Below are 24,945 nucleotides of genomic sequence, written 5' to 3'. Positions count from 1 at the left end.
GCGGCCTTTTTGAGATTTGTACCATCATCAAACCAAAAAAGGATATGCCGGAATGGATCTCGTTTGGCCCGGGTTTCTGGTCAGCATTGGCCGGAACCGTTCTCCTGTACTATATGATCGTGCTCTCCATCCTGTTCGGACCGTTTGCCCTTGCAAAAAGGAAAGCCCGTCAACATGCACGCATTTCCCCGGCAGGGGAGGAAACGCTCTGCCGTGCCTTCCAGGAGTATGCCCGTATCCATGCGGGCCTTGACCCGCCCAGGTTCAAAAAGGGCAAACTGATCGTCCCTTCCCATATCCAATTGGACCTGCTTTCACAAGCACCTTTCTGCCGGGCGGTGGAAAGGGAAAACACCAAACCATCACACCATGACACACAACCAACTCAGTAAAGGGCTGCTCATTCTGCTGCTGACGGGGATTTCCCTGTCGGCATTCGGACAGGACGGCAATGCCGGCATCATGGAGGCCACCACCAAGGTGCGCAGCTACTTCCAGTCCGGGGTCAACCTGATGTACGCCATCGGTGCCATCGTCGGGCTGATCGGCGCGGTAAAGGTCTTCAACAAGTGGAACTCCGGGGAGCCGGATACCGGCAAGGTGGCCGCCGCATGGTTCGGCAGCTGCGTGTTCCTGGTCATCGTGGCCACCGTGCTCACCAGCTTCTTCGGTTGACATGAAGCGCTATACGGTCAACAAGGGCGTCAACCGGCCCATTTCCTTTAAGGGCCTGCAGGCACAGTACATCCTGTACCTGGGCATTGGCCTGGTGGTATTGCTGCTGGTATTTGCGATGGGCTATGTGCTGGGCCTGTCCTTTTGGACCAACGGGGTGGCCTGTGGCTTTATGGGCTACCTGTTGGTGGAAGGGACCTTCAAAATGAACAGGAAATATGGCCGGCACGGCCTGAAAAAACGGCTGGTCCACCGCAAGGTCCCCCTGGGGATCAAGGTGCGTGACCGGGACTTTGTCAGAACACTGAACCCGACAGCACATGGATAGGAGCAATGTAAGGGAACTGGACAGGTGGTTTCCCATCAGGAAGCTGGAAAAGGGATTCCTGATCAGCGGAGCAGGGGACATCACCGCAAGCTATGCGCTCCGGTTACCGGAAATCTTTACCCTCGATGGACCTGGCTATTCCGCCCTGCAGTCCAACTGGGCCAAAGCGATCCGGCTTTTACCGGAAGGGTGCATCCTCCATAAACAGGACTGGTTTGTCCGAAAGGGCTTTAAGGGGACTGTCCCAACCGAAGGCAGGGACTTTTTGGACAGGAGCAGCGGGCTGTTCTTCCACGAGCGTCCCTACCTTGACCATCGCTGTTGCCTTTTCCTGACGCTTCCGCGAAAGGGGAAGGGGCCTAGCGGTCTGGCCAGCTCCAACCTGCTGGCGCCAAGGTTCCTTTCGCCCGAACTGCTGGACGGCAAAAGGTTGGAGGAGTTTGAAAACGTGCTGGGCCAGTTTGTCCAAACGGTCGCCGACGGCGGAACGGAAATCGTGAGAATGGCCGATGCGGACCTTCTGGGTACTTCCCAAGCCCCGGGATTATTGGAAAGCTACCTGTTTTTGGATCCCTGTGCGGCAAAGCCCCGGATAAAAGACATTGCCTTCAAGCCGGAACTGCGGATAGGCACTTCCAGGGTGCAGGTGTTTTCCCTGTCCGAAATGGAATGCCTGCCCAATGTCCTGCACGACCACATGTCGCATGAAGCATACGGTACCGACAAGAGGACCTTTGCCATCGGCCAGGCAGCCCCTCTGGGCCAGCTGCTGGACATCGACCATATCTACAACCAGTATGTGGTCATGGAAAACGGGCAGGCCGTGGCAAAGGAGCTCGAGAGCAGGGCCCTTCGCATGCAGGGCCTTTCCGCCTACAGCAGGGAGAACCTCCATTCCGGGCAGGCGATCCAGGAATACCTCAACGAGAGCATCCGGGAAGGCAGCCGGCCGGTAAGGGCGCATTTCAATGTGGTCGCCTGGTCGGAGGACCCGGAGGAAACCAAAGCGGTCAGGAACAAAACGGGCGCGGCCTTTGCCAGGCTCGATGCGGTGGCCAAGGAGGAAAGCCTTGCCGCCCCACAGCTGTTCTGGGCAGGGATCCCCGGCAATGCGGCGGCACTGCCCAAGGAGGAGACCTTTTTGACCTTTGGCCGGCAGGCCAGCTGCCTGTTCAACATGGAAACGGGCTATGTCTCCAGCCCCTCGCCCTTTGGCATGCGGCTGGGAGACCGGCAGACGGGGAAGCCGGTCAACGTGGACCTTTCCGATGAGCCCATGGAACGCGGCTGGACCACCAACCGCAACAAGTTCATCCTCGGGCCATCGGGCAGCGGCAAGAGCTTCTTTACCAACCATATGGTGCGCAGCTACCATGCCAAAGGTGCCCATGTGGTGCTGGTGGACGTGGGGCATTCCTACCGCGGACTGTGCGAGCTGGTGGGCGGTTATTACTTTACCTATGAGCAGGACCGTCCCATTTGCTTCAACCCCTTCCACCTGGGGGGAAGGCCCCTGGACACCGAAAAGAAGGAAAGCATCAAGACGCTGCTGCTGGCCCTGTGGAAAAAGGACGACGAGACCTTTACGCGCAGCGAGTACGTGGCCATCTCCAACGCCCTGGGAAGTTATTATGAAGGACTCGACGGGGAGACCTTTCCCTGTTTTGATACCTTTTTTGAATTCTGTTCAACAGGTTTCAAACAGCAGCTGGAAGCGCAGGGCGTAAAGGACCGCGACTTTGACATCGACAACTTCCTGTACGTGCTGCGGCCCTATTACCGGGGCGGGGAGTTCGACTACCTGCTCAACGCGCGGGAAAACCTCGACCTGCTCGAACAGCGGTTTATCGTCTTCGAGCTCGACAACATCAAGGACCACCCCATCCTGTTTCCGGTGGTCACGCTGATCATCATGGAGATCTTCGTTTCCAAGATGCGGAAGCTGCGCGGCGTGCGCAAGATGATCCTGATCGAGGAGGCCTGGAAGGCCATTGCCAAGGAAGGGATGGCAGAATACATCAAATATTTGTTCAAGACGGTCCGCAAGTTCTTCGGGGAGGCCGTAGTGGTCACCCAGGAAGTAGAGGACATCATCTCGAGCCCCATCATCAAACAGGCCATCATCAACAACTCGGACTGCAAGATCCTGCTCGACCAGTCCAAGTACCGCAACAAGTTCGACGGGATCCGCGAGCTGTTGGGCCTTACCGAGAAGGAGACCATGCAGGTCATGTCGATCAACAGGGCCAACGAACCGGGCAGAAAGTACAAGGAAGTGTTCATCGGCCTGGGCCCGGTGGGCAAGGTGTACCGTACCGAGGTGTCGCCGGAGGAATACCTGGCCTATACCACCGAACAAAAGGAGAAGATAAAGGTGCAGGAAAGGGCCCGTGCCTTCGGGGGCGACCTTGAAAAGGGGATCGCCTCGGTGGCCATGGAAATGAAGGGAGGTCAGGAATGAGGGTGCCAAAGGGAGTGAAAACAGTGATACTGGCCGGGCTGCTGCTATTTGGGGCCCCGCAAATGCCCCGCACGGAGGCAGCAGTACCGGCCTATATCCTGGAGATCATCCGCAAAGGGGTGAAAAAGGCCATCGTGGCCATCGACCTGAAGATCCAGCGCATGCAGAACAACACCATCTGGCTGCAGAATGCCCAGAAGGTGCTGGAAAATACGCTCAACAAGCTCAAGCTGGAGGAGATCGCCGAGTGGGGCGAGCGGCAGAAGGAGCTTTACGGGGATTATTACGACGGTCTCTGGAAGGTGAAGAGCGCCATTGCCCAGTACCAAAAGGTCCGGGACATTGCCCGGATGCAGGGCAGGCTGGTCACCGAATACCAAAAGGCCTGGCGGCACATCACGGCCAGCGGCCAGTTTTCGGCATCCGAACTCCGCTGGATGGAAAAAGTGTACCTGGGCATCCTCGACCATTCGGTGCGCAACCTCGAACAGGTACTCGGCGTGGTCAGCGCCTTCAACATGAAAATGGACGACGGCGAACGCCTTGCCCTGATCGACAGGGTGGAAAAGAAGGTGCGCTTTAACCTCAGCGACCTGATGCGGTTCAACGAGCGCAACCTGTTGATCGCCCGGCAGCGGAGCCATGCCAAGGGAGCAGTAAAAACCTTAAAGGATATCCATGATGAAAACGACTAGCCTTTTACTCCTGCTGTGGCTGCTTTGTTGGCCGGGCAGGGCCCAGACCTTCGGCGAATGGTTCCGGCAGAAAAAGACCCAGAAGGCCTACCTGGCCAAACAGATTACCGGGCTGCAACTGTATATCGGGTACGCCAGGAAAGGATATGAGACGCTCCGAACCGGATGGGATGCCGTGCAGATGGTCCGCAACGGGGAGTTCAACCTGCACGGGGACTTCTTTGGCGGCCTTGCCTCGATCAGCCCGGCTGTCAGAAATTACCAAGTTGTCCCGGAATTTATCGCTTTACAGCTCCGGTTGCTGGGCCGGATAAACACGGCCAAAAAGCTGTTTGCTGCCCAGGGCAGGTTGAAGCCATCCGAAAAGCAGTACCTCGGACAGGTATTCGAAAATGTGGTATCGACCGCGTCCAAGCTGCTCGACGAGCTGATGGCCGTGGCACTGCAACCGGGACTGGAGCTTTCCGAAGGGAAGCGCCTGGAGCTGGTCGACCGGTTATACGTGGAACTACGGGCACTGGACCGGTTTCTCCGGGAATTCAACAGTACAAACTACCGATTGCTGCGGCACCGGGCCTGGCATGCGGGGGATTTGAAAACGATTCGACAACTGAACCAACTGAAAAAACCATGAAACACTTTATGACGGGAATACTATTGCTGGGCATGTTGTGCCTTTCCCCGGTCCGGGCCAGTGCCCAGGTCGGAGAAGCCTCACAGTTGCTGCTCAACGTGGAAAAGCTCAACCAGTTCAAGCAGATCCTCAACGACATGTACCAGGGCTACCGGACCCTGAGCCGTGGCTATAACGCGGTAAGGGACATTGCCTCGGGAAATTTTGGACTGCACAAGCTCTTTATCGAAGGGCTTTCCACGGTAAGCCCCGTGGTGAAACGCTACCATAAGGTGGGCGGGATCATCCACTACCAACAGGTCATATTGTCCGAATACCGCAGGGCCTACCGCCAGTTTTTGGACAGGGGGAAGTTTTCCCGGGAAGAGCTCGACTACCTGGCCCTGGTCTACGGCAACCTGCTCGACATGAGCGTCTGCAACATGGAAGAGCTGCTGCTGGTGGTGACGGGAGGCAAACTGCAAATGTCCGATGGGGAAAGGATGGCGGCCATTGACCGGATCTTCGATGAGATCAAGGACCGCTATGTATTTGTACGGGCCTTCAACAACGAGGCCGCCGTCCTGAACCGGCAGCGAAAGCAGCGGGCAGCAGATCTGAAGACCCTTCGGTCCCTTCGGCCATGAAAAGGGCCATCGCAACGGCAATATTGGGCTTTGTGGCCCTCGGTGCACGGGCGCAAGGGGTAAGTGGCGGGGCAGGGGGACTCCACCAGGTGTTGGACAGCCTCTATGCCGACATGGTGCCGCTGGCCTCCGAACTGATCGGGGCAGGACGGGCAATTGCGGGCTTTGCGGCCCTGTTCTATATCGCAAGCAGGGTCTGGGGACATATCGCCAGGGCAGAGGCCGTGGATTTCTATCCGCTGCTGCGCCCCTTTGCCCTGGGCATGGCCATCATGCTCTTCCCCTCCGTGCTCCATTTGATGAACGCCGTGCTTTCCCCGCTGGCAAATGAAACGGGAAGGATGGTAGAAGGGTCGAATGCGGCAGTGGACCGTCTGCTGGAGGCAAAGCAGCGGGCATTGGAATCCACCGAGTACTGGGAAATGTACGTGGGCGAAAGCGGCAGCGGGAACCGGGAAGGATGGTATGAATACACCCATCCGGAAGGCAGTGAAGAGGGCTTTTGGGAAGGCCTGGGCAATGATATCAAATTTGCCATGGAAAAGGCCTCCTTCAACTTCTCCAACTCCATCAAAAAATGGATGAGCGAAGTGCTGGAGGTGCTCTACCATGCTGCCGCCCTTTGCATCAATACCATCAGGGTCTTTTATTTGATCATCCTTTCGGTCCTGGGCCCCATTGTCATGGGAATTTCCGTCTTTGACGGTTTCGGGCATTCCCTGCGCTCCTGGATTGCCCGCTATATCAACGTGTACATGTGGCTTCCGGTAGCCAATATCTTCGGGGCCATCATCGGCAAGATCCAGGAGAACATGCTCCTGATCGACATCGGCCAGGTGGAAAACCAGGGCAAGACCTTCTTTTCCAGTACCGATACCGCCTATTTGATCTTCCTGGTCATTGCCATCATCGGTTATTTTACCGTGCCCTCGGTGGCCAATTACATCGTCCATGCAGCCGGTGGGGACACGCTGCTCCACAAGACAAGCCGTATGGTGACCTCTGCCCCCACCACAGCTGCCAAAATCCTTACCTGATATGTTCGAACACCTGACCAATATAGAAACCGCCTTCGGGCATGTGAAACGCTTTAGCCTGGTGCTGTCCCTTGGGGCCATACTGATGGCCCTGGGAGCGGTATGGCTTTCCTACCGCTTCCAGCAACAGGCCACCGAACGGGTGTACATCCTGCTGGACGGAAAGGTCATGGAAGCCTTTGCGAGCGGCAGGCAGGACAACCTGGAAGTGGAAGCCAGGGAACATGTCATCCGGTTCCATGACCGCTTCTTTACCCTTTCCCCTGATGGGGACCTGATCAATCAGCAACTCTCCGAGGCCCTTTACCTGGGGGACGGCACGGTGCGGGACGCCTATCGGGTATTGCGGGAGCAGGGGTACTATGACCGGTTGGTTACCGGGAACATCAGCCAGGAAATGGCAGTGGACAGCGTGACACTGGCCATGGACAGTCGGCCCTACCGCTTCCGGTTTTATGGCAGGCAGCAGATCACCAGGCCCACCTCGAAACTGACTAGAAGACTGGTCACCACCGGGGTGCTGCGCGAAGTGGCCCGCTCCCGGCACAATCCGCATGGCCTGCTGATCGAAAAATGGGAAACACTGGAAAACAAGGACCTTAAAATCGAAAAAAGATGAAACAAACCACTACTACCGTAATGGACCCAGACAACGACATGGAAACACCGCCCAGCTGGATAAGGGGATTGCCAAGGGACCTTGCAGCCTACCTGTCCGGACTGGACAACCGGTTGGTGTACCACCAGCGGATAGGACTGTTTTCCCTGTTCTTTGCCGCCTGGGCGGCCGTCATCGCCCTGCAGGCCCATTCCGGCACGGACCATGGGCCCGTATCCGAAATAGCAGGAATGCCCCCTGGGCCCCAACGGCCATTAATCGATTCGACAGTTCAACAATTTAAACACACAGACCATGAAAAGATTCAACAACAACCAACGGACCCTCTTGCTGGTCCTGCCACTGATCGTCCTGCCCTTTATCCTGGCATTTACCTGGGCGGGACAGGGACTGGACAAGAACAACGGGGCCACCAAGCAAAGGCTGAGCACGGCCCTTCCCGAACCGCAGCTCGAACAGCGGACGCTCGGAAAAATGGAACTTTACAGGAAGGAGGCCAAAGCGGCCAGCCACCGGAAGGAACTGATGCGGATGGACCCCTATCTGAAGGACAGGGCTTCCGATAGTGAAAAAGTAAGTGGTCCACTGCTTCCCCTGTCCGATGGTGGGCACCTCGGGGAAAGGGAAGGCGACCTGCTGGACAAACTGGAACAGCTTGACCAACAGCTCCAGCAAAGCAGCCCGGGGGCACAATTGGAAAGGAAAGGGCAGCCTGCTGCCAATGGCCCGGCACGGGCACCCGGACTGTCCAACGACGTCAGGCAATTGGAAGCGTTGATGGACAGGATGCAGCCCACCGGCCCGGATCCCGAACTGCAGCAGTTGGAAGGGATGCTCGACAAGATCCTGGACGTACAGCACCCGGAAAGGGTCGAAAGCCGCCACCGTGAAAAACAGATGGAAAGACCGCGGTTCAAGGTATTAACCGAAAACGAAAGGAAGGTGGAAAGCATGGATAAATTGACCCTGCCCGACATGGAAGATGGGTCTATCGAGCGAAATGCCTTTTACGGCCTGGAGGAGCAGTCCCCCATGGAACATGCCGTCAAGGCGGCCATTGCCGCAGAGGTGGCCGAAGAGACCACCTTTGAAAGGGAGGGCAGGGTCAAGATCAAACTGTTGGAGGAAGTGCGGGTAAACGGCATGGCCTACCCAAAAGGGAGCCTGGTCTACGGGGAGGCGGCCCTGGACGGAAGCCGGGTCAAATTGGTCGTCACCTCCTTGCGGTCCGGCAAATATATCCTTCCCGTGGAACTGGAGGCCCATGACCAGGACGCCATGCCCGGTATTCCCATCAGTGGCAGCCTTGGGCAGGAAATACAGCAGGGGGCCGGCGATGCCCTGGTAAACGGAATGCCCAATATGGCCTCGGGCATGACCCTGGAAACCCAGATGGCCTCGGCAGGCGTATCGGCAGCAAAGGGCCTGTTCAGAAAGAAGAACAAGGCCATAAAAATAACACTGAAGGCCGGCCACCCCATTTTACTCATCAACACCCAAAACGCATAAAATGATGAAAATACGAATGGCAATAATGGCCTTTCTGTGCATACTGACGGTTGCACAGAAGGCGCAGGGACAGGTGGCCATAACCCCCGTCCCAAAGGAGGCCGTCCTTCCTGCCTACCCGGTAAGCGTCGGATGGGACCACACCACCGTACTGGTCTTTGGTTCCAAGGTGGTGAGCGTGGACCGCGGCCACGGGCATGTCATGGCAAAGGTAGAGGCAAAAGCCCCGAACCTGTTGCTCTTGAAGGCAGGGCAGCGCTCCTTCAGGACCACCAACCTGCATGTGGTCACCGCCGATGCGCGGCTGTACCATTTCAGGGTCAGCTATGATGAGTCCCTTGCCCGCTCTTCCATCAACATCGCCCGTCAGGATCTATTATTCTGGGAAAATTTGCGGTTAAGGGGCCTCGGCTTAGGAATAGATAAGCTGGAAAGGGCAGGAGGTGCCGTGATGGAAGAAGAAGCGTTCCTTCGAAGGACGTCCAGGGATTACCGGATGAAATTCAGGCTGGAAGGGATTTACCAAAAGGAGGGATTGCTCTTCTTCAGGTTCCGGTTGGACAACCGCTCCCGCCTGGCCTTTGATCCGGAAGAGCCGGTGTTTTCCATTACCGATAAAAAGCAGTCCGGGCATGCCTCTGTCCGGGAGCAGTCCCTTGGGCCGATATTCCTGAAATGGAAAACGGGCAAAGGGGTCCAGGGCCATGGGCACAACCTGCTGGTGGCCGGATTCCCCCAATTTACCCTATCCGATAAAAAGCTACTGGACATACAGCTCAATGAAAAAAACGGGGACAGGAACCTTCGCCTAAAGGTCAGGGGCAGGGACATCCTGAAAACAAGAAACCTGACCGATGTTCAACCTGAAACAAGATAAACCATGGACCAGGAAAATTTGGAATACCTCAAGGAAAAGTTAAAGTACACAGGTTTTGATACCGACCTGAACGCGGCACTGGAAAAACAGATCAAGGCAGGAAACCAGGCCTTCCAGTTGCCGCACCAAATGGAAATAGAAGGCAAGAAAATGGACTTTTCGCTTTATTTCAGAAAGTCCAATACGTCGGAGCGGTACTTTCTCAACAAATACGATGCAAGCCTCCACAATCCCAATCCGGAAATTGCCCCCAAACAGCACACCTTCTACAACAACCAATCGGTGACGGCCAAGGAGGCCTTCAACCTGTTGGAGGGTAGGGCGGTGAAAAAGGGGATGCTCAACCAGGAAAACGAGCCCTACCAGGCCTGGATGCAACTGGACTTTTCCCAAAAGGACAAGAACAACAACTTCAAAATAGAGTCCTACCATGAGAACTATGGATTTGACAGCAAGGAGGCCCTGTCCAAACTGCCGATCAAGGAACTGCAGGACCCTACCAAGACCGAATGGATGGTCAAGGCCTTTGAAAAGGGCAATGTCTATCCGGTGACCATGGAAAGGGGAGGCAAGGAAGAGATCATGTACGTATCGGCCAATCCCAAGTTCAAGTCGGTAAAAGTCCATGATGCCGAGATGAAGATGGTCAAGACAAACGACCTGGTGCTGGGCAAGGACCAGGGAAAAGAGTCAAAGCAGGAGAAACAGGAAGGAAAGCAACAGGCCGCAGGAGTGAAGAACACTCCCAAGGAACCCAAGAAGGGGAGAGGGGCGAAGATGTAATCCTAGGCAGCACTTGATAATACGGCAACACCTTCAATGAGATTGGAGGTGTTTTTTGTTTTGTGGTCCGGTCCTTTACTTTGGTGTAAAAACACTAAATCTAAACTGGGGGTAGCCATTTTTTACGACATTCTACCAATCAAAATGAACCGCTTACTCACAGCGCGAAGGGAAAGAGCAACACCGCATTTTTGGTAGCACTGTATCTCAAAATCTTCAATCGAACTCCCTTCGGAATGTGGCTAAAGTTAAAAAATGATTTTGCTGAAGTGGATTGGGATGGACCAGGACCACATGAAAGTTATCTTGACCGTAAGACTTTGGCCTTGGTGGGAGCTTATCATTCCAGTGTCGAGGGGCTTTTTCATCCCTATGTAAGACCCCAGGAAAACGGATACCGCACAGACACCAGAGCAGTGAGATTTGCCGATAAAGAGGGGACTGGATTAGTGGTAGTGGGACATTCCCAGTTTTCGTGGGGCGCCAGTTATTATGATGAGGATTCCTTCGGCCAAAAGAAAAAAATGGAGGTAAGGCATACAGTGGATATGAAAAAACAAGATTATATCAAGGTGAACATAGACTATGGACAGATGGGTGTAGGAGGAGACAACAGCTGGGGAGAAAGGCCCCATACCCAGTACAGGATTTTGCCACATGACCATTATTATGCATTTACCATAAAATTACAGAAAAACAAAGAACCATTTGCAGATGTATTGGAATCAATAGAAATGGGGTATATTGGCTGTCCTATAGACAAGGAAATATCCAATTACTATCATAATGAGTAAGATTATAGCGAGTACTCTTATTGCTCTGGCCCTTTCAGCCAATGTGTTTAGTCAATCCATGGAGCTTGCTGGCCCCTCAGAAAAGCCCAATGTGATTTTGATCAATGTAGATGACCTTGGTTGGAAGGATCTCGGATTTATGGGTGCGGAATTTTATGAAACCCCTAACCTGGATCGGCTGGCCAGCAGTGGAGTGGTGTTTAGACAGGCTTATGCTGGAGCTGCCAATTGTGCTCCAAGTAGAGCAAATATGCTTACAGGTAAGTATGGTATGAGCCATGGCATATATACCGTGCACCCACCAGATAGGGGCGATCCCAAAACCCGGATCCTTATTCCTTCTCATAATGAAAAGTTTATCCCCAATGGAATGAAAACCCTGGGGCATCTTTTTAAGGAAAATGGTTATGTTACCGGTACGTTTGGGAAATGGCATGTTTCTGTAGATCCCCTGGAATATGGTTTTGACTATAATGTAGCGGGCGGCCCACAGGGCCATCCTGGTAGAGGAGGATACTTTAGCCCCTTTAAAGTGGATCATATTAAACCCCAAAAGGAAGGAGAATACCTTACCGATAGGCTGACCTCAGAAGCCATTGATTTCGTGGAATCCCATCGGGACACACCGTTTTTTCTATATCTTCCTTTTTATACTGTGCATAGTCCATTGATGGCCAAAGAAGAAGATCTCAAACGTTTCTCATCAAAAGAAGGAAAGCCAGGAAGGAACAATTCCACTTATGCGGCCATGATCTATACCATGGACAAGAATGTAGGACGACTGCTGGAAAAGGTGAATGAGTTGGGCATCTCTGAAAATACCATTGTAATTTTTACTTCGGATAATGGAGGAATTAGGGCAACAAGCCATCAAGATCCTCTTCGTGCTGGTAAAGGAAGTTACTATGAAGGTGGAATCAGGGTGCCTATGGTCATAAGCTGGATTGGCACTATCCAAGCGGACGTGAATAATGATCCAGTGAGCCAAATGGATTTGTTTCCTACACTAGCCAGAATCATTGGTGACGAAAAAGAGGACTGGGATCTAGAAGGCAGTGATATTACTGCCGCGTTGAAAGGGCAAAAAATGGCCGAGAGGGATCTTTTCTGGCATTTTCCTATTTACCTGCAAGCTTATAAACCTTTAGAGGACCAAGCCAGGGATCCGCTTTTTAGGACCAGACCAGGATCAGTGATTCGTTCCGGCGATTGGAAACTGCATCAATATTTTGAAGATGGGGGATTGGAGCTCTATCATCTTGGAGAGGACCTAGGTGAGAAGCACAATGTCGCCAGTGAGCATCCTGAGGTGGTAAAAGGACTTCTCGACAAATTGGTGAGATGGAGGAAGAAATACGATGCTCCTGTGCCAACAGAGCCCAATCCATCGTACGATGAAAAGTTTGAGAAAGAGCAAAGATTAATGCTTTTAAAATAATAATTGATGTTAAATCGGTATACAATAATACTGTTTGTTTCCAAAAACATTTTTGGAAAGTATCACAGTGTCTTTAATGATCATCGAAGGGAAAAATGTGATGATTTGATAAAAATCAAAATTGGGCAGCCCTGTGGGCCGGGGTGTCCACTATTTCCCGCCAGGGGCGGCGATGCCGTTGCGATCCCTGCCGTGCGATGGAGTTGTGCCCCGTAAACACCCGATACGATTTTTTGGCCTTTGATCAAAGGCCTGTTTGAGACGGATTCTGGCTACTTTCTTGCCTTCTGGGCCAGTTTTGCTGAGAAGTGAAAAAGCGCGTTCCCTTTGCAAAGAAGTTGAAGTGGGCCGTGAACAGTGGATTACTTCCCAAAAGTTACCCACAATTAACCCCCATAACAATAGTACTGTCCTTTCATTTTATTTAGCATACCTTCCTTTTTGAAAAGTAGGAGGGGGTTGTGCATTAATCACTCCACAAAATTAGCTTTCGGGCGGCAGGGCAGCCATGAGCTTACGGCATAAACACCACGCTTCCCGCTGTGCCCTCCTTTATTCCGTTGCCACTTGGCCTTGTTTGCCCTCAAGCTGTAGGGCTTCCATAATTAATTTCTAACCTTAAACATGAAATGTTATGGATACCAACAAGAACACCGTTCTCAGCCAAGTAGCCGAAATTACCTTGAGCTACCGTCCCAACTCCAAGATGTCAGACAAGCCGCAGATCGTTTCCTCCCAAGGTGCCGCCAAAGTGCTCAGGGCCAACTGGGACGAATCCAAACTGGAGTTCATCGAAGAGTTCAAGGTGATATTGCTGAACAGGGCAAACCGGGTACTGGGCATTGTCAACGCCTCGTCCGGTGGAACATGCGGAACCGTAGTGGACCTGAAAGTGATCTTTGCAGCGGCCATGAAGGCATCGGCATCGGGCATTATCCTCGCCCATTATGTGAAGTATATGATTATGTAAAGCGCTGGGTGTAAACATTTGATTTTTTGATAGTTAACAAGAGTTTACTTTACATAAAAATACGCTGTCTTCCTTTTGTTAAAGAGCCTGGTCATTTTATTTAGGGGTAGTATTCACCAAAAAAAATGATCATGAACAAGCATTTCACAGAGTTCAATGAACTCACCAACAGTGCAGGTAATTACCTTGAACAGAAGCTCTGTTATTCATTAAAGACATCCTATGAATATGCGAAGGTCTGGAAACGGCTCAGAGAATTTATGTTTTCCAATGGTTTTAGTCATTATGATAAGTCAGTAGAAGAGCAGTTTTTACGGTTTAATTTTAAAAACAAAAGTTGGAAGGATCTGACTGTCAGTCAAAGAGTCACTTATAATGGGCTGAAGATGCTTACCGAGTATCATCAGACAGGCAAGATCAACATTCCTTCACTGCCAAGTAAATATCCACTGGACTTTAGGGGCCCCATTGGTAAAGTTATTCTGGATTTTTTGAGGCGCAGACAGCAAAGGGGGATGTCCAGAAGCAGTCTCCACAATTATCAAAGACATTTATATGAATTTATGGAGTACTGTGAAAAGCGAGGTATTGGCAGCGTTGGGTATATTGATCTGCCCTTACTGCTTCATTTCATAAACCAGTACAACTGTGATAAGAAAACCGTAATGATTGTCTTGATTTCGACCTTACGGATTTTCCTGCGGTATCTGTTTAAGGAAAACCTTACGGCTATTGACTATTCTTCTAAGGTCCCAAGATGTAAAAAAGTTACCCAGCCCAAGATACCTTCCCTCTATTCAAAGGAAGAAGTAGAAAAACTGATTGCATCAGTAGACAGATCAAGCCCTACCGGGAAAAGGAACTATGCTATTATCATGCTTGCCGCCAGGCTCGGGCTCAGGGCTTCGGATATCTCCAGATTAAAATTTAAAAATTTACATTGGAACACCAGTACGATTGAGATTGACCAGGTAAAAACAGGGAACCCATTACAGCTCCCCTTGTTGCCAGACGTTGGCAATGCCATCATCGATTATTTACAATACGGACGTCCTGTTTCAGAAGAACCCCATGTGTTTTTAACAGGAAGGCCGCCATACGGTTGTTTTACTACTAGCAACGTGGTTACCCATGTTGTTCAGAGAGCGATAATAAAAGCCGGTATTGACACCAAAAACAGAAGGTTTGGTCCCCATTCATTACGGCATAGCTTGGGATTCAGAATGTTGGAAAAAAGCACTATGCTCCCCGTTATATCGGAGGTTTTTGGTCACAAAAGTTCAGAGTCCACAAGGTTTTACCTCCGGATCGATCTAACCTCCATGAAGCAATGTATGCTGGACGTCCCGCCTGTACCAACAGAGTTTTATCAGCAGAGAGGAGGTGCGTTTTATGGATAAATGTTATCACAGTGTATATGGCCTGCACATAAAGCAGTTCATACAGACCAAGAGAAAACTGGGGTTCAAGTATGTGACAGAGACTTTTGCGCTATCCAAAATCGATGATCTTGCAACACAAACGAGGCAGACATCACAAGGCATCACAAAGGCATTCGCCGACATGTGGGCTGAAAAGCGACCCAACGAATCCAGAGGATATCATTATCATAGAATGCTGATGTTGGTACAACTATCCTCCTATATAAATGATATAGGGATTGAATCATATATTCCAAAACTTCCCCGCTTTCCCGAGAATACGTTTATACCATATGTATATTCACGGGACGAGATTGCCATGCTATTTAAGGCATGTGATGAATTAAGGATGCAAATTGCCCACAGGGAATCCTGCTTGTTTTGCATGCCCGTCCTATTGAGACTACTTTATGCAACAGGAATACGCATAGGTGAAGCGCTTGATTTAAAAGATGAGGATGTCAATCTGGAAGACGGGTATATCCGTATTCAGGATTCTAAGAATAAAAAGCAGAGAGCCATTCCTATATCAGCTTCTTTGAACTTGGTATGTAAAGAATATCTTTCTTACAGGGCATGGCTTCCTTATAAGAACTCAACAACCGGATTTTTCTTCGTAAATGTCAGTGGTAATAAGTGTGGCCAGGGTTTTCGGAAATGGTTCAGAAAATGTTTAGAACATGCCAATATCCCATATTTGGGAGAAAAACATGGGCCGCGTATACATGATCTACGGCATACTTTTGCTGTCAACTCTCTTGCCGGTATGGCAGAAGCAGGAATCGATCTGTATGCCTCGCTACCGATATTGTCCAACTATCTTGGGCACCAGTCAATAGGAGCAACTGACCATTATGTGCGGTTGACAGCTTCAATGTTCCCGGACCTGATCAGGGATATGGATAAAACGTGTATTGATGTCTTTCCAAAATTCAGAAACTATGGGGCCGACTGACTTTGCAAAGCATATCTCAGACTTTATCTCAAAATACCTTCCCAATGAAAATGGGGCTAGTCTCAATACCATAACTGCCTATAGAGATACATTCGTATTACTGCTGTCCTTCATTGAAAAGCATAGGAAGGTGAAACTGGAAAAGCTGACATTGGATTACATCACAAAAGAAACAATCGTCGCATTTTTGGATTGGATACAGAGCGAAAGGAAGTGCAGTAACTCAACCCGCAATTTACGGTTGGCTGCTATTCATTCCTTTTACAGGTACTTGCAATATCAACACTTGGACAACCTTTACGAATGTCAACGTATCTTATCCATTAGATCCAAGAAAACAGCCAAAGACAGCATCAAATACCTAAGCGTTGAGGGTATCAGGCTTCTGTTACAGCAACCCGATACAACAACCAGGAAAGGCAGGCGTAACCTTGCTTTATTGGCATTAATGTATGACACAGGAGCAAGGGTCCAGGAGATCATTGATCTGACACCATCCATGTTACGGCTCGACAAACCTGCCACCATCAAAATCATTGGAAAAGGCAATAAAGCAAGGTTAGTTCCAATGCTTGATGCACAAACAGTACACCTTAAAAACTATCTGAAAGAGTACGAGTTGGATAGTCCTTCGGCGAAACTGTACCCTCTTTTTTCAAACAGTAAAAAAGAAAAACTGACACGCGCAGGAATCAATTACATTATCCAGAAGTATGTAGGAATGGCAAGGAAAGAAAATAAGCTGATGATACCTTTAAAAATCACTTGTCATTCCTTCAGACATACAAAGGCGATGCACCTCCTTCAGGCGGGTGTTAACCTGGTCTATATCCGTGATATACTGGGACACGTCTCTGTGCAGACCACAGAAATTTATGCCAGAGCTGACTCCAAACAGAAACGCATTGCCCTGGAAAAAGCATATGAAGACGTAAATCCAGGTGAAAAGGCTGTATGGCTTAATAATGAGAATCTTATCTCTTGGCTCAAAAGATTCTGATATTTTTATGTAAAGTGATTCTTGATTAATCCTCATAGTATCAGGTTTTTACAGGGATTACTTTACATAATCATATACTTCACATAATGCACCTTATGTAAAGCTTTACATAAAGCCCATAACCATCCTTCCGGAACCCTTCGCCCCAGTGACCAGGACAATCGCCTGACCGAGAAAATGGTCAAGGCAGGCAAGTTGTTAGAATTGCCGGTAATGGACCATATCATATTGACCGCAGAAGGGTACTATTCATTTGCCGATATGGGAGGGCTTTAGGGCCCTTTTTTATTCATTATTTCAAAATGAATATGATATCTATTTTATAGAATGGGCTAGGTCTGCTAAATGAAAATCAGTTGTTCAACTTTTGTCAAATTTTATACTGTGATTTAGAAGTTTGTTACTTTACCATAAAATCATTTTATACTCAAAATAGGGTGTATCATTTATGAAAATATTGATTTTGAATATTGTCTTGGGCTTGAACCGAATTGTTTTTGAAAGCATTTGCTAAAGTACTTTGGATTATTAAATCCAACCATATAACTGATCTCTGATACTTTATATTCACTTTGCAGGAGCAATTGGGCAGCCCTCTTTAATCGAAGGGTCTGAATGAATTCGTTTGGTGTATGATCAGTGGTGGCTTTTATTTTGTCAAATAACACCGTCCTGCTCATTCCCATCTCCTGGACAAACATGGTAATATCGAAATCAGGATTGTCCATATGTTTTTCGGCCACCTTGATGGCTTTTTCCAACAATTCGGTATCGGCTGGACTGATGGATATTTCGGAAGGCATGATTTCAGGTTTTAACCTAAAAGCTTCCTTGAACTTTTTCCTGGTGTGGAGAAGGTTACGGATTTTGGCAATCAAAAGATCCAAAGGAAAAGGTTTGCTCAAATAATCATCTGCCCCGGATGAATAGCCTTCCATTTGGTAATCATGGTTACTCCTGGCGGTCAGGAGCAAAACAGGGATATGGCTTGTTTTGATTTCGCTTTTTAAAAGCCTACATAACTCCACACCGTCCATTTCTGGCATCATTACGTCCGATATAATAATGTCGGGGGAGTGGGAAGTGGCCACTTGAAGCCCCTCTCTTCCATTGCAGGCAGTTAGGATATGGAAGTGCTCCTTCAAGGCAGACTTCATAAGGGACAGCAGCTCCACATTGTCCTCCACCAATAATAGCTTCTTGGTCCTTAGGGAAGCATCTACTGAAATAGTAGTGTTTTTTGGATTAAAAGAGGACAGCATATGTAAATCCAACGAGGACAGTTCCTTTTCCATCGTAGGCCTTTCAGGTTTTCCAATGGAAGTAATATTGCCTATTTCATGAGGTTTAAAGTGTGCCATACCTTTTCTGATAAAAACCGAAAAGACGGTACGGACACCGGGAATACTGGACATGCTGATTTTACCATGGTGGAATTCGACAATGTTCTTGCTCAGTGATAACCCTATACCGGTCCCGGCCGTAATGTTGCGATGGCTGTCCTCAATTTGGAAAAAGCGCTCAAAAATACGGTCTTGGTATACTAAGGGAATGCCCTTGCCATTATCTTCAACATTGATTTCAATCCCTTCAATTTCGGTGTTTTCCTCAGCCAGGACGTGGTTTTTTAATTGGAGGGATATTGCCCCTCCGTCCTGCGTAAATTTAAAGGCATTGAAACATAAATTATAGGCTACCTTTTCCATTTGGTCAAGATCAAACCAGATGGTCTCGGGCAAGTTATCGTCAAGTATCAACCTAAAGTCGATATTACGTTGTTTGGCCATGGCCTCGAAAGAGGAATAAACACCTTTGATGAAATAAATGGGATCGTTTTCCTGTACCTCCAGCTTTAAATGTCCAGTTTCCTGTTTTCTGAATTCCAAAAGTTGATTGATCAGCTTTAACAATCTAGAGGCATTGTTGTGGATAGAGTTCAATTGGAGATGGATTTGATGGGGGAGGTCCTTCTGACCGATGAGCTGTTCAAGAGGCAATTTAATAAGCATTAAAGGTGTCCTTAACTCATGGGAGATATTGGTGAAGAACCGCAATTTCAGTTGGTTGATCTCTTCCTGCTTTTGTTTTTCGAGGCGTTCAAAGCGAAGGTCGTTTTTCATCTTGATTCTGAAACCGATAATGGATTTGACAAAATAGGCAATGAGAAGAAAAAGGATACCATATACCCCGTAGGCGATCGTGCTTTTGTACCATGGTGGGAGGACCGATATCCGGAGCGTTCTTTCCTCTGAGCTTTGAAGATTGTTTTCTGAGGTGCTCTTTACCTTAAAAGTATATTTTCCCGGTAATAAATTGGAATAGGCTGCATAACGTCTGGATGCATCGGTATGTATCCAATCCTTATCGAAACCCGCTAACATATAGGCATAGCCAATTTTTTCCTGTTGGTTAAACTCCATGCCACTGAATTCCAATTCAAAACTGTTATGGTCATCGTAAAGGGTCAGGTCATCCGTATAGCCAATGGATTTTTCTAGCAGTACATTTTGCTCTACGGTATCTCCAGGGTGGACCAAGCGGTTGAGCACACGGAGTTTTGTCAATATTGGTTTTTGGGGACTTTGGGGAAGGCCTATCTGTTCTGGAAGGAAAGCATTGAACCCGTTGGTGCCTCCGAAATACATTTTCCCATCGATTGCCTTAAAAGCAGATCCCAGGTTGAATTCATTTGACTGGAGGCCATCTTCTGCTGTGTAATTTTTGAATGTGTCCATCTCCGGGTCAAAGGAAGAAAGTCCCTTTACCGTGCTGATCCAGAGTTGCCCTCCATTGTCCTCCAATACGGCCTTGATGACATCGCTGGGAAGTCCGTCTTTTTCCCTAAAGTGATCAAAATTACCAGTAGCAGGATCCAACCGGTTTAATCCTCCTCCGAAGGTACCAACCCAAATGCCCCCCCGTTTGTCTTCGTACAGGGAGGTGATAATATCATGGCTTATGCTTTTGGGATTTGTTGGATCATGTTTATAATATTCAAATGTCCCTTTCTCAAAATCGTATCGGTTGAGCCCTCCTCCATAGGTCCCGATCCAAAGTCTGTTCTTGGAATCGACCAAAAGTGTACGTATATCGTTGAAACTAGGGGTCCTCGGGTTGTTGGGGATATGGGTGAAGTGCTCAAAATGATCAGTATTGGGGTCAAACCTGTTCAGCCCCCCTCCATTTGCCATTCCTATCCATAACCTGCCGCTTCCATCTTCGGCAATCGCCCATATTTCATCCTTGCTCAACGAAGTGCTGTCATGGGGATCATGGTGATAAGCCCTTATGCTGCTCAAAGAAGGGGAATAAAGGTAAAGCCCCGACCCGTCCGTGCCTATCCACAACTGGTGCCGGCTATCCTCAAAAATCACTTGTACATTGGTGGAACCCTGTTCCGTACTCCCGCCGAGAGGAATGGGACGAAAGTTGTCAGAACCGTCCATTTTAAGGTCTAAACCTCCATTGAACATCCCGATCCAAAGGTTTTTCTGATGGTCGATAAGAATGGATTTGACCATTTTTCCAGATAAACTACCCTTGTCTCCAGCCTGGGGACGGTAGTGTTCAAAGTGTTGAGAAGAGGGGTTGATTTTGTTGAGTCCTTCACCGGAATACATACCGATCCACAAATTTCCATTTTTATCCTCCAGCATGGTATAGACGGATTTTCCGTTCAAGCTGTAGCTGTCACTGGGATTGTCATCGTAATGAAACAGGGTGGAGGTCTTGGTCTCGTAGGCAAAAAGTCCCCCTCCCAAAGTTCCAATCCAGATGTTGCCCTGTTGGCCCTGCAAAAAGCTGGTGATATTTTCTCCCATTAGGCTCGAAGAGGTTTTGAAAGGGACATAAGTATTACTGTCCCGTTCCTTTAGGAAAACACCATGGTGCTCCGTGCCTATCCACATATTTCCATTTCCATCTTCAAAGAAACATTTTACCGATTTTACCTCCTGCCCTCGGTGGGACAGTGTTATCTTGGAGAAGGCCCCGGTAGCGGGATCCAGTTTCTGGGCACCATGATCATATGTGCCGATCCATATCTGCTGGCTGCCGTCCTCATATACCTGCCAGATATTGTTGTCGGCTAACCTTGAATTGTCCTTTGTGTAATGGGTGACTTTGAGCCGTCCAACCAATTGGTCTAAGCCAAAGTCTTCCGTGGGATGAGGGACAGTAACCTTATATATACCATCTGTCAAGGTGCTGACCCAAATATTTCCTTGCTGGTCCAACAATAAAGGCCCCGTTTTTTTGGACCCGATCAAGGCATGGTTTCGAAGCGAGCAAAAGGATTCCGTAGTGGGATCATAAATATTGATGCCCCCGCCTTCTGTACTGATCCAAATATACCCGTTTTTGTCCTGGGCCAAGCCCCTGATGACATTGTTGTTGAGGCTGTTCGGATTATTGAATTGATGTTTATAGACCGTAAATTGATATCCGTCAAACTTGGCCAGCCCATCATCGGTTCCGAACCAAAGGTAGCCCATATCGTCTTGGAGGATGGCCAAAATGGAATTTTGGGGAAGGCCTTCCTGCGAATTGAAATGGGTGAACTTATAATATGGATGGCCCGTGCCCTGGCCATGCAATGCTGTACATGTCAACATCAGGGTGATTATTGAAATGTAAAGGCGATTTAGCATATCATCTAGTAATATTATTGAACTTTCTAAACTAATTTTTTTCAAGGATATTTTGTGGTGTGCCAGCTGTGAAATTTCATTCCAGTACGATTTTACCCCATTTTTAGTACAATATTTAACCTTACGGGATTTTTATACCCCTTTTTAAGGACCATTGATACCCATGGCTGAAAATTTCCCTTGCTAGCTTTGTTAGGTAAGCTATTGTTAGCGATCAGCAACTGTACAGTTACCACTTAAAGAGCTTTCATCATTTATTACACTTACCATAACACTTTAACCCAAAAGGATATGTATTGGAAAAACTACTTTAGAACATGTCTGATATTGCTTTTGGTGTTTCTTTCACAAGGGCTTGTTGCCCAGGAGAAAAACATCACAGGCATTGTCTCGGACAACAGCACAGGGGAAACGATTCCCGGCGTGAACATTTTGATAGACGGTACCTCCCAAGGCACCGTAACGGATTTGGATGGAAAGTTCTCCATCACTGCAAACACAGGCGATGTATTGATTTTTAGCTATATAGGCTATGTGACCAAAAAAGTCACCATCGATCATGCCTCAAACCTGAACGTCGGCATGGAAACCGACTCCAAACAACTTGAAGAAATTGTCGTCATTGGATATGGTGAGCAATCCCGGGAGACATTGACCTCATCGGTAGCCAAACTCGACAAAAAGGTCCTTGAAAACATCCCTTTTTCCAACGCAGCGTCTGCATTGAAAGGTACGGTCTCCGGTGTGAGGGTACAGACTACTACCGGACAGCCCGGAGCAGCCCCCAGGATCATTGTACGTGGAGGAACATCCATCAATAACCCAAATGGCGCCGAACCCCTGTATATTATAGATGGCGTGATCAGGGACAACATGAACGATATCAATCCTGATGATATCGAATCCCTGCAGGTATTGAAGGATGCGGCAGCAACGGCCATTTATGGAGCCAGAGGTTCTAACGGTGTGGTGATCATCACTACCAAATCAGGGAAAGTTGGCAAAACATCCGTTACCTACCGGTTTAACATAGGCGCTTCGCAAATGTGGAACAGATACGATATGGCTTCCGCAAGGGATTATATCTATTTTAATAGAAACGGAGTCCTGGCTACCTCTGAAAAACATCCAGAACACCTTTTTAGATTGGGGCTGGCAAATGGATTTGGCATTGGGAATGACCTTTCCAATGCCACGGCCTTTACCCCACAGTACCTGACTTCCGAAAATGAATACAAGCTTAATGAAGGATGGCAATCCATGCCTGATCCGGCCAACCCTGATGAAACCATCATCTTTGCAGAAACGGATTGGCAGGATGTCCTCTTCAGGACAGCGGTAAGCCAAAACCATTATGTAAACGTCAGTGGGGGATCGGAAAAGGCAAGGTATGATATTGGGGTAGGGTACCTGGACAATGAAGGGGTGGCTATCAATACGGATTTTAAGCGCTTTACCACTCGCATGAACGGTGATATCCAAGTGAACGATAAACTGGGAGTATATGGAAGGCTAAACTTTACATCCAGCTCCAACAGTCAGGTTTACAGTGAAAACCAACTTTTCCAAAGGGCATTGGGACTTCCTCCAACTGCCAAGCTCTATTATGAGGATGGAACATTGGCGCCCGGCCAAAACAGGAGTATGGGAAATCCATTATATCAATTGGATCGGATCGATGCCTTGAATGCCACGCACAGGATGACATTGTCAGGCGGGGCGAACTGGGAGATTTTCAAGGATTTCACCTTTGAACCGATGGCTTCACTGTATTATGTGCAGAGCACCCAAAACAGTTTTCAAAAATCCTACTACAATGGTCCGACACAATTGGTGGATTCCCGTAATGCTTCGGCTTCCAATTCCACCTATTGGCAGAAACAGTTTGATGGCGTGTTCAGCTATCAAAAAGTATTGGGATTCCATAATTTTCAGTTCAAGCTGGGAGGTTCCTATTATGATAGGCAAAACTATGTGGCCAGTGCATCGGGTAGGGGTGCCGCATCCGACCTGATCCCAACGTTGAATGCATCAGCAGAGCCGACCGCAGTGAGCAGCTCTTTGAGCCAACAGGTCATTATCGGGTACTTTGGCAGGGTGAATTATGATTTTGATAAGAAATACCTGTTGTCACTTACCGCCCGTTATGACGGTGCTTCCAATTTGGGATCAAATAACTATTGGGGATTTTTTCCGGGAATTTCCGCAGGATGGAATTTACATAGGGAAGCGTTCTGGGCGAATATGCCCGAGACATGGTCTTCTTTCAAGGTAAGGGCTTCCTATGGGGTGAACGGAAATATCGGCAACCTCTCCGATTTTCATGCACAGGGACTGTATTCCGTTGGCAACAGGTATAATGATCAGGCCGCCATCCAAAATAACAGGATGGCCAATCAGGACCTTCAATGGGAACGGTCCGGAACCTTCGATATTGGCTTGGATTTGGGGTTGTTCAACGACCGGGTGAGTGTTATTGCCGACTATTATAATAGGCTCACTGATAACCTCCTGACCAATCTGGAGCTTCCACAGTCAACTGGATTTAGTAGTATTTTGACCAATTTGGGCTCCTTGCGGAATGAAGGGGTAGAAATGGAAATAGGTGCCGCAATAATCCAAAAACAGGATTTCGCTTGGAATGTTTCTGCCAACGCTTCCTACAACATTAATACCGTAGTGGAGCTGCCAGAGAACGATAACGAGAACAACCGGATAGGCGGTGTCCTGGTATATGATCAAATGACCGGGCAATACACTTGGAAAGGTGGCTTGCAGGAAGGTGGACATGTCGGTGATTTGTTTGCCTATCAACAGCTCGGCGTATACGCAACCGACCAAGAGGCTGCGGAAGGACCTTATGATGAATTGGTGCCCGGAACGGACAAGAGCAAATTTGGAGGTGATGTCAATTGGGCTGATCTGGATGCAAATGACTCTATCGACAGTAGGGACAGGGTGTATGCTGGAAATATCTATCCCAAATGGACCGGAGGATTTACCAACACGTTTAGCTATAAGGGACTTTCCCTCACTGTCCGTACTGATTTTGCCCTTGGACATACCATTTATCACGAAAGCAGGGCAAGGTTTAACGGTCAGTACCAAGGGGATATTGGGATTTTGGAAGAAACGACCACCTCCTGGCAACAACAGGGAGATGAGACCGATATATCCCGGTATTATTGGGCAGACCAGTTGGCCCAAAACAATTCATTCCGAGGAAATACATTGTATTATGAGAAGGGCGACTACTTGGCCATACGGGAACTGACACTGAGCTATACCCTACCGAAAAAGTGGGTGAATGCCCTGAAAATCGGAAATGTCAGGACGTACATGACGGGATCCAACCTATACTACTTTACACAGTACACCGGTCTGAATCCTGAAGAAGGCGGTACTGATTCGGGAAGATATCCCATTCCCCGGAGCTTTTTGCTCGGAGTAAATGTCAATTTTTAATCCAAAACG

Annotated in this window: 20 protein-coding genes and 1 pseudogene; 20 read left to right on the top strand and 1 reads right to left on the bottom strand. The window is 48.8% G+C overall.

What is annotated here, in order from left to right; all coding sequences use genetic code 11:
* Positions 1-44: 44 nt before the first annotated feature.
* The 19 genes and pseudogenes from ECHVI_RS21280 to ECHVI_RS23480 all read left to right on the top strand — a co-directional run.
* Positions 45-392 (top strand): hypothetical protein, encoded by a 348-nt coding sequence (locus tag ECHVI_RS21280; RefSeq protein ID WP_015268076.1) that lies wholly within the window; start codon positions 45-47, stop codon positions 390-392.
* Entirely contained in the window at positions 370-675 is a 306-nt protein-coding gene (locus tag ECHVI_RS21275) for a DUF4134 domain-containing protein (RefSeq protein ID WP_015268075.1), read from the top strand. The genes ECHVI_RS21280 and ECHVI_RS21275 overlap by 23 nt, the downstream gene beginning before the upstream one ends.
* A gap of 1 nt (position 676) precedes the next feature.
* Positions 677-1,003, top strand: coding sequence for a DUF4133 domain-containing protein (locus tag ECHVI_RS21270; RefSeq protein ID WP_015268074.1), 327 nt, complete (start codon positions 677-679; stop codon positions 1,001-1,003).
* Positions 996-3,464, top strand: a complete 2,469-nt coding sequence (locus tag ECHVI_RS21265) for a TraG family conjugative transposon ATPase (RefSeq protein ID WP_015268073.1) — start codon at positions 996-998, stop codon at positions 3,462-3,464. Before ECHVI_RS21270 ends, ECHVI_RS21265 begins: the two co-directional genes overlap by 8 nt.
* Before the next feature lie 14 nt (positions 3,465-3,478).
* Complete coding sequence (locus ECHVI_RS21260) at positions 3,479-4,159, top strand: conjugal transfer protein TraI (RefSeq protein ID WP_157501566.1); 681 nt, start codon at positions 3,479-3,481, stop codon at positions 4,157-4,159.
* Positions 4,143-4,793, top strand: a complete 651-nt coding sequence (locus tag ECHVI_RS21255; protein ID WP_157501564.1) for a hypothetical protein — start codon at positions 4,143-4,145, stop codon at positions 4,791-4,793. Before ECHVI_RS21260 ends, ECHVI_RS21255 begins: the two co-directional genes overlap by 17 nt.
* Positions 4,790-5,419, top strand: coding sequence for a TerB family tellurite resistance protein (locus ECHVI_RS21250; protein WP_157501562.1), 630 nt, complete (start codon positions 4,790-4,792; stop codon positions 5,417-5,419). Before ECHVI_RS21255 ends, ECHVI_RS21250 begins: the two co-directional genes overlap by 4 nt.
* Positions 5,416-6,456 carry a conjugative transposon protein TraJ gene (gene traJ / locus ECHVI_RS21245; protein ID WP_015268069.1) on the top strand — a complete coding sequence of 347 codons (1,041 nt, stop codon included), beginning with the start codon at positions 5,416-5,418 and terminating at the stop codon, positions 6,454-6,456. The genes ECHVI_RS21250 and traJ overlap by 4 nt, the downstream gene beginning before the upstream one ends.
* 1 nt (position 6,457) lies before the next feature.
* On the top strand, positions 6,458-7,075 hold the full coding sequence (traK, locus tag ECHVI_RS21240) for a conjugative transposon protein TraK (protein WP_015268068.1): 618 nt from the start codon (positions 6,458-6,460) through the stop codon (positions 7,073-7,075).
* A 294-nt stretch (positions 7,076-7,369) separates the two neighbouring features.
* The gene (traM, locus tag ECHVI_RS21235) at positions 7,370-8,584 is read left to right on the top strand and encodes a conjugative transposon protein TraM (protein ID WP_015268067.1); all 1,215 of its coding nucleotides are present in this window, start codon (positions 7,370-7,372) and stop codon (positions 8,582-8,584) included.
* A 1-nt stretch (position 8,585) separates the two neighbouring features.
* Positions 8,586-9,461: a DUF4138 domain-containing protein gene (locus tag ECHVI_RS21230; protein ID WP_041739088.1), complete on the top strand. Its 876-nt coding sequence runs from the start codon at positions 8,586-8,588 to the stop codon at positions 9,459-9,461.
* Between the two features lie 3 nt (positions 9,462-9,464).
* Positions 9,465-10,244 carry a hypothetical protein gene (locus ECHVI_RS21225; protein WP_015268065.1) on the top strand — a complete coding sequence of 260 codons (780 nt, stop codon included), beginning with the start codon at positions 9,465-9,467 and terminating at the stop codon, positions 10,242-10,244.
* 236 nt (positions 10,245-10,480) lie between these two features.
* Positions 10,481-11,038 (top strand): beta-galactosidase small subunit-related protein, encoded by a 558-nt coding sequence (locus ECHVI_RS21220; RefSeq protein ID WP_041739085.1) that lies wholly within the window; start codon positions 10,481-10,483, stop codon positions 11,036-11,038.
* Positions 11,031-12,476, top strand: coding sequence for a sulfatase (locus ECHVI_RS21215; RefSeq protein WP_015268064.1), 1,446 nt, complete (start codon positions 11,031-11,033; stop codon positions 12,474-12,476). The genes ECHVI_RS21220 and ECHVI_RS21215 overlap by 8 nt, the downstream gene beginning before the upstream one ends.
* A gap of 634 nt (positions 12,477-13,110) precedes the next feature.
* Positions 13,111-13,446, top strand: a complete 336-nt coding sequence (locus tag ECHVI_RS21210; RefSeq protein ID WP_015268062.1) for a JAB domain-containing protein — start codon at positions 13,111-13,113, stop codon at positions 13,444-13,446.
* Between the two features lie 131 nt (positions 13,447-13,577).
* Positions 13,578-14,846 (top strand): site-specific integrase, encoded by a 1,269-nt coding sequence (locus ECHVI_RS21205; protein ID WP_015263897.1) that lies wholly within the window; start codon positions 13,578-13,580, stop codon positions 14,844-14,846.
* Positions 14,839-15,822, top strand: a complete 984-nt coding sequence (locus ECHVI_RS21200) for a tyrosine-type recombinase/integrase (protein WP_015263898.1) — start codon at positions 14,839-14,841, stop codon at positions 15,820-15,822. The genes ECHVI_RS21205 and ECHVI_RS21200 overlap by 8 nt, the downstream gene beginning before the upstream one ends.
* Entirely contained in the window at positions 15,809-16,822 is a 1,014-nt protein-coding gene (locus ECHVI_RS21195) for a site-specific integrase (RefSeq protein WP_015263899.1), read from the top strand. Before ECHVI_RS21200 ends, ECHVI_RS21195 begins: the two co-directional genes overlap by 14 nt.
* Positions 16,823-16,939: 117 nt before the next feature.
* Positions 16,940-17,098 (top strand): annotated as a pseudogene (locus ECHVI_RS23480) (JAB domain-containing protein); the annotation flags it as partial.
* Between the two features lie 170 nt (positions 17,099-17,268).
* Here ECHVI_RS23480 and ECHVI_RS21185 read toward each other — a convergent pair.
* Positions 17,269-21,435 (bottom strand): hybrid sensor histidine kinase/response regulator transcription factor, encoded by a 4,167-nt coding sequence (locus ECHVI_RS21185; protein ID WP_041739081.1) that lies wholly within the window; start codon positions 21,433-21,435, stop codon positions 17,269-17,271.
* A 327-nt stretch (positions 21,436-21,762) separates the two neighbouring features.
* Here ECHVI_RS21185 and ECHVI_RS21180 point away from each other — a divergent pair, with 327 nt between their 5' ends.
* Entirely contained in the window at positions 21,763-24,936 is a 3,174-nt protein-coding gene (locus ECHVI_RS21180; protein WP_015268060.1) for a SusC/RagA family TonB-linked outer membrane protein, read from the top strand.
* Positions 24,937-24,945: the final 9 nt, after the last annotated feature.

This window comes from Echinicola vietnamensis DSM 17526 (assembly GCF_000325705.1).
In the GTDB taxonomy this organism is placed as follows: domain Bacteria; phylum Bacteroidota; class Bacteroidia; order Cytophagales; family Cyclobacteriaceae; genus Echinicola; species Echinicola vietnamensis.
This window is presented reverse-complemented; position numbering and strand designations above follow the sequence as displayed.

Coding starts and splice junctions, on each gene's coding strand:
- ECHVI_RS21280 (WP_015268076.1), top strand. CDS start 45: ATGCCGGAATGGATCTCGTTTGGCCCGGGTTTCTGGTCAGCATTGGCC.
- ECHVI_RS21275 (WP_015268075.1), top strand. CDS start 370: ATGACACACAACCAACTCAGTAAAGGGCTGCTCATTCTGCTGCTGACG.
- ECHVI_RS21270 (WP_015268074.1), top strand. CDS start 677: ATGAAGCGCTATACGGTCAACAAGGGCGTCAACCGGCCCATTTCCTTT.
- ECHVI_RS21265 (WP_015268073.1), top strand. CDS start 996: ATGGATAGGAGCAATGTAAGGGAACTGGACAGGTGGTTTCCCATCAGG.
- ECHVI_RS21255 (WP_157501564.1), top strand. CDS start 4,143: ATGATGAAAACGACTAGCCTTTTACTCCTGCTGTGGCTGCTTTGTTGG.
- ECHVI_RS21250 (WP_157501562.1), top strand. CDS start 4,790: ATGAAACACTTTATGACGGGAATACTATTGCTGGGCATGTTGTGCCTT.
- traJ (WP_015268069.1), top strand. CDS start 5,416: ATGAAAAGGGCCATCGCAACGGCAATATTGGGCTTTGTGGCCCTCGGT.
- traK (WP_015268068.1), top strand. CDS start 6,458: ATGTTCGAACACCTGACCAATATAGAAACCGCCTTCGGGCATGTGAAA.
- traM (WP_015268067.1), top strand. CDS start 7,370: ATGAAAAGATTCAACAACAACCAACGGACCCTCTTGCTGGTCCTGCCA.
- ECHVI_RS21230 (WP_041739088.1), top strand. CDS start 8,586: ATGATGAAAATACGAATGGCAATAATGGCCTTTCTGTGCATACTGACG.
- ECHVI_RS21225 (WP_015268065.1), top strand. CDS start 9,465: ATGGACCAGGAAAATTTGGAATACCTCAAGGAAAAGTTAAAGTACACA.
- ECHVI_RS21220 (WP_041739085.1), top strand. CDS start 10,481: ATGTGGCTAAAGTTAAAAAATGATTTTGCTGAAGTGGATTGGGATGGA.
- ECHVI_RS21215 (WP_015268064.1), top strand. CDS start 11,031: ATGAGTAAGATTATAGCGAGTACTCTTATTGCTCTGGCCCTTTCAGCC.
- ECHVI_RS21210 (WP_015268062.1), top strand. CDS start 13,111: ATGGATACCAACAAGAACACCGTTCTCAGCCAAGTAGCCGAAATTACC.
- ECHVI_RS21205 (WP_015263897.1), top strand. CDS start 13,578: ATGAACAAGCATTTCACAGAGTTCAATGAACTCACCAACAGTGCAGGT.
- ECHVI_RS21200 (WP_015263898.1), top strand. CDS start 14,839: ATGGATAAATGTTATCACAGTGTATATGGCCTGCACATAAAGCAGTTC.
- ECHVI_RS21195 (WP_015263899.1), top strand. CDS start 15,809: ATGGGGCCGACTGACTTTGCAAAGCATATCTCAGACTTTATCTCAAAA.
- ECHVI_RS21185 (WP_041739081.1), bottom strand. CDS start 21,435: ATGTTGACATGTACAGCATTGCATGGCCAGGGCACGGGCCATCCATAT.
- ECHVI_RS21180 (WP_015268060.1), top strand. CDS start 21,763: ATGTATTGGAAAAACTACTTTAGAACATGTCTGATATTGCTTTTGGTG.